Source organism: Bacillus sp. NPDC077027 (assembly GCF_050269555.1).
In the GTDB taxonomy this organism is placed as follows: domain Bacteria; phylum Bacillota; class Bacilli; order Bacillales; family Bacillaceae; genus Bacillus.
In genome coordinates this window covers 229,947-242,528 of the sequence record NZ_JBNNIO010000003.1, presented here as the reverse complement: position 1 = coordinate 242,528, position 12,582 = coordinate 229,947, and the positions used below count along the sequence as shown (strand labels likewise).

The window sequence follows — 12,582 nt, the reverse complement described above, 5'->3', positions numbered from 1 at the left end:
GTCTTTTCGTTTATGCTTCATATTTTTTAAAGATGATCGTTGCGTTGTGCCCTCCAAAGCCTAAGGAGTTGCTAAGGGCAACTTGCACTTCTTGCTCACGTGATTCATTTGCCACATAATCAAGATCACATTCTTCATCAGGTGTTTCAAGGTTAATCGTTGGTGGAATAAGCCCCTCTTTAATAGCAAGAACAGAGAAGATCGCCTCCACTCCACCAGCAGCACCTAGTAAGTGACCTGTCATGGATTTAGTTGAGCTAATTGCCAGTTTATTTGCATGCTCACCAAACACTTCTTTAATAGCGATCGTTTCGAATTTATCATTATACGGCGTGCTTGTACCATGTGCGTTAATATAATCGATCTCTTCTGGTGTTAGACCAGCATCTCTAATCGCTTCTCTCATTGCACGTACACCACCCTCTCCATTTGGAGCTGGAGCTGTAATGTGGTATGCATCTCCTGTCGAGCCATAACCAACGATTTCAGCATAAATCGTCGCGCCACGTTTTAGGGCATGCTCTAACTCTTCTAGTACAACAATCCCTGCACCTTCACCCATGACAAAGCCATCCCGATTTTTATCAAACGGGCGACTTGCTGTTTTTGGATCTGGGTTCGTTGAAAGTGCTTTGTTTGCACAGAAACCTGCAAAAGACATTTTTGTAAGTGGTGCTTCTGTTCCCCCTGTAACCATCGCGTCAGCATCACCACGTTGAATGACTTTAAATGCATCTCCAATTGAGTTTGTCCCTGTTGCACACGCAGTCACTGTACAAGAGTTCACCCCTTTTGCACCAAGTGCAATCGAGATTTGTCCAGTTGCCATATCAGGAATCATCATTGGAACGAAGAATGGACTGACACGTCTTGCACCTTTGTTTGAATACACTTCAAATTGCTCTTCGAACGTTTCAAGTCCGCCAATTCCAGAACCAACCCATACACCAACACGTGGTGCGATTTCCTCTGTAATTTCAAGACCTGAATGTTCCAAAGCCTTTTGAGCTGCAACAACTGCATATTGTGTGAAGCGAGCCATTTTTCTCGCCTCTTTTTTATCCAAATAATCTTCAATGTTAAAGTCTTTGAGCTCTGCAGCTACTTTTGCTGTGTATTGACTAGAATCCACGCGTGTAATCGGCCCAACACCCGATACACCTGCTAAAGCATTTTTCCATGTTGTTTCTACATCGTTGCCAAGAGGTGTCAAAGCACCTAATCCTGTAACAACTACTCGTTTTTTACTCATCTATTTGTGCACCCCTCTTTTTTATCGGCCCCATCGCATAGCGATTGCGCCCCACGTTAAGCCGCCGCCGAATCCAACCATCACGATGACATCGCCATCTTTAATTTTACCAGCTTCGATTTCTTCACATAAGGAAATTGGAATAGACGCTGCTGATGTGTTTCCATACTTATGAACAGTCTTAGACATTTTTTCAACTGGAAGCTCCAGGCGCTCGCGAGCCGCTTCCATAATACGAATGTTTGCTTGGTGTGGAATCAAGAAATCGACGTCTTCTTTTGAAAGCCCTGCTTTTTCAATTACATTGACACTTGATTCACCCATTTGTCTGACAGCAAATTTAAACACTTCTCGTCCATTCATGATTGTATGATCTTTTTCATCTAAGTACAAGTGCTTACCGCCTCTTCCGTCAGCTCCAAGTTCAAATGAAAGAATTCCTTTGCCTTCACTTACAGGTCCAACAACCGCAGCTCCAGCCCCATCTCCGAAAAGAACGGCTGTATTACGGTCATCCCAATCTGTGATACGTGAAAGCTTCTCAACACCTACAACTAGCACATGTTTATACGTCCCTGCTTCAATAAATTGTTTTCCAGTCACAAGACCATACATAAAACCAGCACAAGCAGCACTAATATCCATTGCACATGCATTGTGTGCCCCAAGCTGTTCTTGAATCATGCAAGAAACTGTTGGAAATGCTTGATCAGGGGTAACTGTCGCGACAAGAATCATGTCAAGCTCCTCTGCAGAAACATTCGCATCAGCAAGGGCTTTCTTCGCTGCAGCGAGTGCCATGTCGGAGGTATTGACATCATCAGATGCAATCCTTCTTTCTTCTATACCTGTTCTAGTACGAATCCATTCGTCAGAAGTTTCAACCATTTTTTCTAAATCAAGATTTGTTAATATGTTTTCAGGTATATAGCGGCCAAGGCCAATAATTCCAGCATTCATTGAATAAGACTCCTTTTACTCATAAGAGCATGTGATATTGTGATCTTATATTAGTATCTGGTACTAATCCTACCTTATTTTTTTCACCTTGGCAATACAAACGTCTAACCTTTCATCTCACTTTTTTCATAGAGTAATCATATATTGTAAGAAGAAAGGAAGATGAGAGATGGCACAAAAAGATTTTTTTTCAACGATGATGTTTGGAAAACCAAGTGAACCAGAAAAGAAAAAGAAAGAGGCAAAAAGTGATGATGAGTCGTCGTCTAATGAAGAATCTATTGATTATATGCATGTGATGAATCAAATCGGTACTATCATGAATTCAATTGATGAATTAAAGCCAGTATTCAAAGATGTGGGCCCATTGATCAGTGCATTTAAGAAAAAAATATCATGAAAAAAAGCCACTATTTTGTGGCTTTTTCTAATGCATCTGCTTTTCCGAGTTCATATGCTTCTTGCATGACTGATGTAAATAAAGTAAGCAGTGGCTGAAGGGCTTCAGGATCAAGCTGAATGCCTGCTTTATCAAGCTCTTCTTTTGCTTGTGGAAAGTACTTCATGGCAATTTGCAAAAACTCCATAGATTTTTCATGTTGCACGTTTAACACCTCACTTTTCATTTGGTAGTTTTCCAGTCTTTTTATAGGTCGCAATATCGTGCTCAACTTTCTTGACGAATGAAGCATCGACTGTGGAGCTGAATTTCCCCATTTCAATGACCCCTTCTTTAAAATCAAAGGAGTATTCGCTCTTTTCTTTTAACGTTCCGTCATTAAATTCCTTTGCAATAATACCGTATGCTTTATCGACATGCTGGACAGTACTTGTTAAGACGGTATGGCTACCAAGATTCGATTGATCAGTAACATATCCGATCGCTGACAAGTTATCAGATTTGATTTGTTCAATAACAGGAATATTATAACCATCCCCGGCCGGGTAGACAACATCTGCTCCTTGTTTTTTAAGCTTTTTATATAACTTGACCGCTCTATTGGTATCATCCCAATTTTCGACAAATTCCGCAAGTACCTGAACGTGTGCATCCTGATATTTTGCCCCTTTGATAAATCCATCTACTTCTCCTTGCCAGTCATAGGTAGCAAGTATGCCTATCTTGTGTGTTTTAGACATATGTGCCGCAGTCATTCCTCCAAAGAAGCCCATAGCCTCCCCTTTAAATGTCACGTTCGTTACATTGTCCGCTTGAGGCTTTTCTCCATTGACCGTGATAAATTGAATATCTGGATAATCTTCGCTAATGATATTAAAAATATCGCTGTATTCACTACCATGCCCAATCATAAGGTTGACTCCTTTATTGTGGAATTCCTCAATGGCATCAACAATTTCGCTCTTGTCAATCATTCCTTCCTTATAATAAACGTCTACGTTGTATTTTGATTGAATGTTTAACAAGCCTTTATAACCTTTCGTTCCCCAGACTTGATCATTAATCGTATCGGGGACGAGTAAACCCACCTTCTCAATATGCCCTTTTAAGGGTGCCTGCGAACAGGCAGTTAATATAAGAAGGAACGAAAAGATCATGACAAGCCGCTGGTACTTCATGCCATGTCAACTCCCTTTGCAGTATAGAACCTGTATGTTAAATATAGGTTTATTTTATACTGAATAAAGATAAGATGGAAGATCATTCTTGATTTTTGTCGAAAATTGTTGAGTTTTGTCTTTCCCAACTCAGAATTTTTTCTTTTGCTTCGGCTGGTTCCGTTTTTCTCTGTGGCATTAACATATGAATCCCCTCCTGCCTGTGATTATCAGTCAAGGACCATTGAAAAAGAGCTTCGGCAACATCTTCTACATAATACGCCCCGTCATTGACATACCGCTTATCCTCTTCAAGCGTCCATGGACCATACATTGCAGGAAGAAGAATTGATTGTCCTTTTCGTTGATTCTCCTGTTTACTCGTACTCGTATGGTCGGATGGATAGAGCAAACGAAACATGCCTATATTCGCCTTTATCCCCTCTTGTATCTCGTTATCTTTCTCTTTTTGAATATAAATGAGATCATATACATCTTCTCTCATCGTTGGATTGACCACTCGAACTAAATCGTTTCGTCCGAGCCACATCATCCGCTCTTCCCTTAGTTGCTTCTTTTGCTCAGTGTCATCCTCCATAAATGTCAAATCCACTTGTAAGCCTTCTTTTATCATATATTCACAAAGCGCGAGGCCAAAAAATTCATCTGCACCCATAATCAATACACTTTCCATCACCATTTCCCCTTTTTCATCAGTTCGAATATAAAAAGAAGAGCCCTTTCAATTGAAGGGCTGATATCATTCTATTCACTACAATTCTCTTTCATGCGATTTATAAAATTTGCGAACGGATTGAAAAATTCTGCTTGGGTGATCAAACATATGCATGGTTAGGTCTACGTTTTGTTTAGAATCTATATTTAGATTTTGCTGCTTTATAAAAGGCTTGGCATGTAGTTCAAATGAGTAAGGTGCTCCACTTATTCGTTGCCATATATGAATTGGTACCTCTACAGAAGCAGTAGGAAGTGGTAATAGTGTGTGAGCTTCTGCTTCTTTTTCGGACAAATCGTAGCTTTGAGATAGCTCTTTTATGAATTGTTTATAAAAAAATTTATGCTCCTTTTCTCTATTTCGATGTGCTTCGAGGTTTAGGCATGGATTAAGCATCGCAATCGACCTTAGCACGTCTGGCATTTCTGCTGCAAGCTTCATGGCAATGAGAGCACCCATTCCATCTGCAAGTACGTGGATTTCTCTGTTTAAAATTTCTTGTTTTAAGGTGTAATGAATGAGTTGTTTTGCATCAAAAACAGCTTTTTCACACCCCCAATGGTTGCCATGGAGATGGCTGTTAAACAATGTATACCCATCATCCCTCAAACCAGTTAAAAGTTGGCTTCTTCCATAATGCTGAAGCCAGAATGAAGTGTCTTCCCGCACGAAGTGATTTCGGTCACCGAGTATAAGAATGCCAAAGCCATTTGGTTTTTGAGGAAGGTGAATGACGTTCCACTGGGAACCTAATTGTAAAAATCGTTCGTTGATACCCATATGGCCAGCCCCCTTTCAGTGATTCTGCTTTCTATGATATGAATGATCACTCTTCTAGGAATAAGGAAATCCCCTAATTATCAAAGAAATCTTTTTCTTTTAGTAGCAGAAGGTCGAAAAATGGTCACATAAGGGCTGAAAACAGTCTTTCCCCGAGAACATGATATATGGTATGATAATCACTAGATTGTACATAAAGGACGGTGGAATGATGCGCTTTATTATCACCCTCATTTGGATATTTTTATTAACTCATATGGCAGGATACATCGTTGCTTCCATGAATAAAGCAGCCTATGACTTTACTTTTACCTCCATACTTGCAGTAGTGTTTACGGTTATCTTATTCATTTTTGCAGAAGTAAGTCCATTAAAAGATGCTGAAGGTACAAGTAAACATTCTTAACAGACATCAAACCCCCTGTGTAAAAACAGGGGGTTTCTTGTGATTATACTTGGACTGTTTTTGAATTTTGTTTATCTGTATCCAGATGGCTTTTTGCAAGCCCTGTGAATAAGAAGATAGCGACTCCAGATAGGATTTCAAGTAATCCCCCACCTGCAATGACTGGTCCTGCACCAAATTTCTCAGCAAGTACACCTGATATGACCGCAGCAAGCGGCAGAAAGAAATTTGATGTGGAGTTAATGACCGCATATACTTGCGGCTGATCCTCCTGTTCTACTGATGTTTGAATAATGACCATTTCTGGCACATTGATTGCACTAACAGCAGCACCAAAAACAAAGGAAGCAAGCAATACAATTGGTAACCATGTACTCATTCCTGTCATAAAGAAGGCGAACCCTTCAATCATACCTGCGACGATAAAAAACAAACCAAATCTTTTGATTTTCACCTTTGCCAGTGCAAAGCCCATGATAAACGCACCCACTGCAGCGACTCCTCTTAAAATGGAATAGACCATTGAATCACTTTGTAGCGCTTCTGCTACATATACAGCAGATAATGCTTGCCACGGTGCAGCAGCAACATTCATACAAATACAATAAATCGTCAGCGCAAATAAAATATGATGATTTTTGACAATAAGAAAGCCACGCTTCAAGTTATATATGTATCTACTTCTCGCTTGTTTAATGCCAGTTACTCCGCTTTCTTCCGTTTTCTTTAGTTTAACTCCTACAATAAAAAGTCCTGAGATGATAAATAGAGCCGTTGTAATGAACAGTGTATCTGCCGGTCCAATCAATTTAACGAGTAGCCCTGCTACCATGACAGCAGCCAGTGCCACGATTTCAAAAGAAGATTGCAAAATCGCATTTGCTTTTTGGATCAAATGTCTCGGTACGATTTGAGGTAAAATTGCGACAGAAGCAGGATTGTACGCTGCACCAGTTGCCGATTGAATCACCATTAACGAGATCAATAACCATAGTGGCAATACATGCGAAAAATGTAAAAGTGGAATGATGAGTACAATAGTTGCGCGAACAACGTCCGAACCGAACATCCATCTAGACAAATGATGTTTTTTCATTAGAGGTCCAAGAATTGGGGCTAACAATGATGAAGGAAGCACTGTCACTGCAAGAAGAAGTCCTGTACCTAACGCACCGTCACCTCTTAAAATGAGTAGCCAAAGGACAGATGTAAAGGCAAAGCTTTCTCCCGTATTTTTTATTAATCTTGAAATGAATAAAGACGTAAAGCGTTTGTTCCAAACACTTTCAGTGAGATTCATATTTTCCATAACACAAATCCTTTCGCAAAATATGTCCAATTACATATTTTACCTTATATTTCCTCATTTTCATACGGTTGTTAGAAAATTAAAACTTAATTGTATTTTATTATAAAGAAAAAAGAGGCACGATACATGCCTCTAAAGACTTATTCATCGTACCTGTAGTCAATTGATTAAGGCTTTCTTTGATACGTCCAAACGCGATTATGGTTTGAATTATCAGGAAAGACATCGCCCGCTTTCAACTTGATTTTCAAAGGATCTTTTACCATGCTACCTGTTTCACCAATTTCAACGTAAACACCGTTATTAGGTGCTTTATTCCCTGATTTGAATTGATGCTGTTGACCCATTTTATCCCTCCTTTCTCGAATGATGTTATTATGTCCCACCTCCACTCGCACATGCAAAAAGTCCCTACTCAAAGAAAGTAGGGACTTACAGTTGATTATTTTTTTACATAAAGCAATTCTTTCAGTAGTGCTTTTTGAACATGCAGACGATTTTCTGCCTGCTGAAAAACTTTTGAGTGTGGACCATCAATAATGTCAGTTGTCACTTCTTCCTCCCGATGAGCGGGTAAACAATGAAGAAAAATATAATCATCGGCTGCATGGCTGACAAGCTCTGCATTTACTTGATATCCTTTGAATTCTGCAAGTCGTTTTTCTGTTTCAGTTTCTTGGCCCATGCTTGTAAAAACATCTGAGTAAATGACATCCGCATCTTTTACTGCCGCGACTGGATCTGTTGTCACAAGTACAGTTGAACCAGACTCTTTTGCAAATTTGTTTGCTGTGTCAACCACTTCTTGAAGTGGTTCGTAGCCTTTTGGAGATGCAACAGCAATCTCACAGCCAAGCTGTGCCGCGCCTACCATTAAGGAGTGGGCCACATTGTTTCCATCTCCGATATAAGCGATTTTGATGCCTTTCAATGTTCCCTTTGTTTCTTTAATCGTTAACAAATCAGCAAGAGCCTGACATGGATGTGAGTAATCGGTTAAACCATTAATGACTGGAATGGATGCATATTTTGCTAGCTCTTCTACCTTTTCGTGTTCAAAAGTACGAATCATGATGCCATCTACATATCCAGATAATACTTGCGCTGTATCACTGATCGATTCACCTCTACCAATTTGTAAATCATTTGAGCTTAAAAACAGTGCGTGACCGCCTAGCTGTGTCATCCCCGCTTCAAACGAAACCCGCGTTCTCGTTGATGATTTTTCAAAGATCATCGCAAGTGTTCTTCCTTTGAATAGATCTTGGTATGGGTTTTTCTTCATTTCTTCTGCTTTTTCAATTAAATAAGCAATGTCTTCTTTTGTGAAATCTTTTAAAGACAAAAAGTCTTTTCCGTATAATGTTGTTTGCACGTCCACTTGGCTCATGCTGTCACTTCCTTTTTATATAATTCACTTAGAGATACTGGCCCAATATCTCCCTCTTTTCCTTTCAGGAATGCCTGAACAGTTTCATATTCTGTTAATACTTGAACACCATGAGTTAAGGCCTTAAATCGTTGTTCTTTGGCAATTTCATCATGTCCAAGGTGAATATGAAGGGCTTTATTTTCTTCTTTTAACCAGCTATCAAAGCTTCCAGACCATACTTCAAAACCTGCTTGTTTTGCCTCGTCAATTAATTGCTCGCTTCCCTGAATAAATAGACTTCCGTCCCTTTTCCAAATCGATGAGAACACCTTTTTCAAGGCACTTTCTACATTCTTGCCTACACACATTCCCTCACCGGTCGCCTTCATTTCAGGTGTTAGTTTTAAATCAATATCCTGAATTGCATGTGAAGAAAACACAGGGAATTTAACGGCTGTTCCACCTTTGTTTTTGGTCGAAGGTTTCAGCTCATCTATCGTTGCACCCGCAAGTAGTTTCGTTGCCATTGGAATCATGTCAATACCCATGACCTTGCTCACGACCGGCACTGTCCGACTTGCTCTTGGATTTACCTCTAACACTAGCGCTTCATCATTTTTAATCACAAATTGAATGTTCATAATGCCTTTAAATTGTAATTTCTTCGCAATCTGTTCAGCCGCTAAGTACACCTGTTGCTTCACCTTTTCACTGACGGTCACACTAGGTAAAATTGCAAAGCTATCACCTGAGTGAACACCTGCTTTTTCAATATGTTCAATAATGGTTGGAATGAAGACTTTTTCTCCGTCTGCTATTAAATCTACTTCTACTTCTTTCCCAGTCACGTATTCGTCAATTAAAATGGGATAAGGTAGATGATCTGGCTGATCAAGCAGGTCAGTCAATTGCTCTTCGGATTGGACAATCATCATGCCCATTCCACCAATCACGTATGACGGACGGATCAACACCGGATATCCAATCTTTGTCGCATGCCCGATCGCCTCTTCTTTTGAATGTGCGATTTCCCCTTTAGCATGAGAAATCTTAAGCTCATCAAGAAGTTGATAGAAAAGATCGCGATCCTCCAGTGCATCTAGCGTTTCAAACGAAGTACCAAGAAGTGGTATCCCTGCTTTTTCAAGACCTTCTGCGACATTAATGGCTGTCTGCCCTCCAAATTGAACAATTACAAAGTCAATGTGTTCAGCCTCAACAACATTTAGAATATGTTCAAGCGTAATTGGTTCAAAATATAAGCGATCAGCAATTTCATAATCTGTGCTGACCGTTTCTGGGTTGTTATTCATCATAATTGTCTCAAAGCCGAGTTTTTGTAGTGTAAGTACACCATGTACAGCACTATAATCAAACTCTACACCTTGCCCAATTCTGATAGGACCAGATCCAATGATGAGTGCACGCTGCTTTGTTTTTTGCGCATGATCGCCGTCGCTCTTTCCGAAATAAGTAGAATAAAAGTAATTCGTTTTTGCATCGAATTCAGCCGCACATGTGTCCACAATTTTAAACGAGGCTTTCAAACCATATTGCTTGCGGAGCTGTCTGATGGCTTTCTCACTATTTCCTGTAAGAAATGCGATTGTTTCATCAAGAAACCCTTTTTCCTTCACTTTTTGCAGTAGTTCTTTAGAGAGTGTGCCTTCATGAGCCAACAGTTCATTTTCAAGCGAAATCATATGAGCGAATAAATGCAGGAAGAACGGGTCAATCTTTGTTGCTCTATGAAGGTCTGCAATCGTTTCGTTTCTAGATAAAAGCTCCATGACTGCGAAGAAGCGTCGATCATCAGGATTTTGAATCAGCTGATATAAATCATTCGTTGAGGCATCACCGAACTCTGGTAAATGTGTGCCATTTATTTTGATTTCAAGAGATGCAACAGCCTTGTGAATAGCCGCCTCAAGGTTACGGTCGATGGCCATCACTTCGCCTGTTGCTTTCATTTTTGTGCCTAGTTTACGATCTGCTAGCTTAAATTTATCAAACGGCCAGCGTGGAAACTTGACCACAACATAATCAAGAGCAGGTTCGAAGCTTGCATATGTCGTACCTGTGAGCGGATTTTTCAATTCATCTAATGTGTAACCAACCGCTAGCTTCGCTGCCATTTTCGCAATTGGGTAGCCTGTTGCTTTAGATGCTAAGGCTGATGATCGGCTCACTCGCGGATTCACCTCAATGACGAAGTATTCTTTGCTTAATGGGTCAAGTGCAAACTGAATGTTACATCCCCCAACTACGTCAAGTGCAGAGATGATCTTTAAGCTTGCTGAACGCAACATTTGGTAATCCTGATCTGTTAAGGTTTGTGACGGAGCAACGACAATCGAATCACCTGTGTGAACACCAACCGGATCAATATTTTCCATATTACACACGGTAATACATGTATTTTGACGATCACGCATGACCTCATATTCAATTTCTTTAAATCCGGCAATGCTTCTTTCAATCAAACATTGATGGATTGGGCTTGCTAAAAGTGCGCCTTCAATTAATGGCTTAAATTCTTCCTCTGTTGAGGCAATGCCGCCTCCCTTTCCACCTAGTGTATAGGCAGGTCGTATAATGACTGGAAAGCCGACTATTCTTGCAAAATCAAGCGCATCTTTGGCATTATCAACAATTTCACTTTCTGGGACTGGTTCGTTTAAATGATTCATTAAAGTACGAAATTTTTCTCGATCCTCACCATTTTCAATCGTCTCAACAGAAGTGCCGAGCAATTTGACTCCATGCTTTTTTAATACCCCAGCTTTTTCTAGCTCTACCGCAAGATTCAGTGCAGTCTGTCCTCCTAGATTGGCAAGCAGTCCATCTGGCTTTTCTTTTTCAATGATGTTTGCAATGGAATCTACTGATAGCGGTTCAAAGTAGATTTCATCAGCAAATGACTCGTCTGTCATAATGGTGGCAGGGTTGTTATTCACAAGTATGACTTTATATCCTTCTTCCTTTAATGCCATACAGCCTTGTGTTCCTGAATAATCAAATTCCGCTGCCTGACCTATGATGATTGGACCAGAGCCGATGACAAGAATGGTTTGGATGCTTTGATCTTTAGGCATGTGCTACTTCTCTCCTTGCTTGTTTCACTTTCTCAATAAAATCGTCAAATACCCATTCACTTTCAGCAGGTCCAGGGTGTGCTTCAGGATGAAATTGAACAGACATGATTAATTTCTCTTTATGCATGAGTCCTTCGACAGAACCATCATTTACATGTAAGAATTTCACATCAACTTCATCATAGTTGATACTTTGCTCATTTACGACGTAGCTATGGTTTTGACTTGTCATAAATACTCGTTTTGAATCAGTATCTTGAACAGGGTGGTTTGCGCCTCGATGACCAAAAGGTAGTTTATACGTATCACCGCCAAGTGCAAGTGCAATTAATTGATGGCCAAGACAAATGCCAAGTGTCGGAAAGCTCGTCATGATTTCATGGATTGTATCAAGATAAGGTTTCATCGCTTTGGGGTCACCAGGTCCGTTCGATAACAGCACGGCATCTGGATGTAGCTCGAACACTTCTTTCATTTGCTTAAAAGGAATAACCGTTACCTTACAACCTCTTGCGACTAACGAATCAGCGATTGATTTTTTATATCCGAAATCAATTAATGCCACATGTTCTTTACCGTCACCGTGTATATCAATCATATCCCCTACAACTTGTTCAATGACGTTTACTTTCTCGATTGTAGAGGGAGGCTCGTTTTCTTTTGCGCTTAAGATCGCATTCATTGTCCCGCTTGCCCTAATTTTCTGCACAATGGCACGCGTATCCGTATGGGAAAGAAGTGGAATTTCCCATTTTTCTAAATAATCCTTCAAGCTGACAGTTGCTTGGTGATGTGAATAATGTTCAGTTGCTTCATATACCACAACAGCTTTGACTTGTGGTTTCTTACTTTCAAAGTCCTCACGGTTGATTCCGTAATTCCCGATAAGCGGGTATGTGAATACAATGATCTGCCCTTTGTAAGAAGGATCTGTGAGGACCTCTTGGTACCCTGTCATTCCCGTGAAAAATACAACCTCTCCAGTTATACCAGCTTCTCCCGTTAGATCTCCTTCAAAAGAGGCTCCATCTTCTAAATTCAAATAACCTTTCATGCTTGTGTCACCTCTGATTGAATAATTAATAATAAAATTGTATTTTTATACGTTTTATTGT

General features: G+C 40.1%; 13 protein-coding genes. 2 read left to right on the top strand and 11 right to left on the bottom strand.

Annotated elements, in window-relative coordinates; translation table 11 throughout:
* Positions 1-10: 10 nt before the first annotated feature.
* Both fabF and ACQKEZ_RS11640 read right to left on the bottom strand, forming a co-directional pair.
* The gene (gene fabF / locus ACQKEZ_RS11645) at positions 11-1,252 is read right to left on the bottom strand and encodes a beta-ketoacyl-ACP synthase II (RefSeq protein WP_427300938.1); all 1,242 of its coding nucleotides are present in this window, start codon (positions 1,250-1,252) and stop codon (positions 11-13) included.
* Positions 1,253-1,273: 21 nt separating this feature from the next.
* Entirely contained in the window at positions 1,274-2,212 is a 939-nt protein-coding gene (locus tag ACQKEZ_RS11640) for a beta-ketoacyl-ACP synthase III (RefSeq protein ID WP_427300936.1), read from the bottom strand.
* A 169-nt stretch (positions 2,213-2,381) separates the two neighbouring features.
* Between ACQKEZ_RS11640 and ACQKEZ_RS11635 the strand changes: the two genes are divergently transcribed.
* Entirely contained in the window at positions 2,382-2,612 is a 231-nt protein-coding gene (locus tag ACQKEZ_RS11635) for a hypothetical protein (RefSeq protein WP_427300934.1), read from the top strand.
* A gap of 10 nt (positions 2,613-2,622) precedes the next feature.
* On the opposite strand, the gene ACQKEZ_RS11630 is transcribed toward ACQKEZ_RS11635, so the two are convergent.
* The 4 genes from ACQKEZ_RS11630 to ACQKEZ_RS11615 form a co-directional block, all read right to left on the bottom strand.
* Positions 2,623-2,817 (bottom strand): ComZ family protein, encoded by a 195-nt coding sequence (locus tag ACQKEZ_RS11630; RefSeq protein ID WP_427300932.1) that lies wholly within the window; start codon positions 2,815-2,817, stop codon positions 2,623-2,625.
* A gap of 10 nt (positions 2,818-2,827) precedes the next feature.
* Positions 2,828-3,790: a BMP family ABC transporter substrate-binding protein gene (locus ACQKEZ_RS11625; RefSeq protein WP_427300930.1), complete on the bottom strand. Its 963-nt coding sequence runs from the start codon at positions 3,788-3,790 to the stop codon at positions 2,828-2,830.
* 82 nt (positions 3,791-3,872) lie between these two features.
* Positions 3,873-4,463: a nad binding enzyme gene (locus ACQKEZ_RS11620; RefSeq protein WP_427300928.1), complete on the bottom strand. Its 591-nt coding sequence runs from the start codon at positions 4,461-4,463 to the stop codon at positions 3,873-3,875.
* Between the two features lie 78 nt (positions 4,464-4,541).
* On the bottom strand, positions 4,542-5,285 hold the full coding sequence (locus ACQKEZ_RS11615; protein ID WP_427300926.1) for a hypothetical protein: 744 nt from the start codon (positions 5,283-5,285) through the stop codon (positions 4,542-4,544).
* A 211-nt stretch (positions 5,286-5,496) separates the two neighbouring features.
* On the opposite strand from ACQKEZ_RS11615, the gene ACQKEZ_RS11610 reads away from it, so the two are divergent.
* Positions 5,497-5,691, top strand: coding sequence for a YjzD family protein (locus ACQKEZ_RS11610; protein WP_427301917.1), 195 nt, complete (start codon positions 5,497-5,499; stop codon positions 5,689-5,691).
* A 43-nt stretch (positions 5,692-5,734) separates the two neighbouring features.
* On the opposite strand, the gene ACQKEZ_RS11605 is transcribed toward ACQKEZ_RS11610, so the two are convergent.
* The 5 genes from ACQKEZ_RS11605 to ACQKEZ_RS11585 form a co-directional block, all read right to left on the bottom strand.
* A complete protein-coding gene (locus ACQKEZ_RS11605; RefSeq protein WP_427300924.1) occupies positions 5,735-7,000 on the bottom strand; it encodes an MFS transporter in 1,266 nt (421 codons plus the stop codon).
* Positions 7,001-7,167: 167 nt separating this feature from the next.
* On the bottom strand, positions 7,168-7,347 hold the full coding sequence (locus tag ACQKEZ_RS11600) for a YjzC family protein (protein WP_336493790.1): 180 nt from the start codon (positions 7,345-7,347) through the stop codon (positions 7,168-7,170).
* Positions 7,348-7,442: 95 nt separating this feature from the next.
* On the bottom strand, positions 7,443-8,390 hold the full coding sequence (gene argF, locus ACQKEZ_RS11595; RefSeq protein WP_427300922.1) for an ornithine carbamoyltransferase: 948 nt from the start codon (positions 8,388-8,390) through the stop codon (positions 7,443-7,445).
* Entirely contained in the window at positions 8,387-11,467 is a 3,081-nt protein-coding gene (locus ACQKEZ_RS11590) for a carbamoyl phosphate synthase large subunit (RefSeq protein ID WP_427300920.1), read from the bottom strand. The genes argF and ACQKEZ_RS11590 overlap by 4 nt, the downstream gene beginning before the upstream one ends.
* A complete protein-coding gene (locus tag ACQKEZ_RS11585) occupies positions 11,460-12,521 on the bottom strand; it encodes a carbamoyl phosphate synthase small subunit (RefSeq protein WP_427300919.1) in 1,062 nt (353 codons plus the stop codon). Before ACQKEZ_RS11585 ends, ACQKEZ_RS11590 begins: the two co-directional genes overlap by 8 nt.
* Positions 12,522-12,582: the final 61 nt, after the last annotated feature.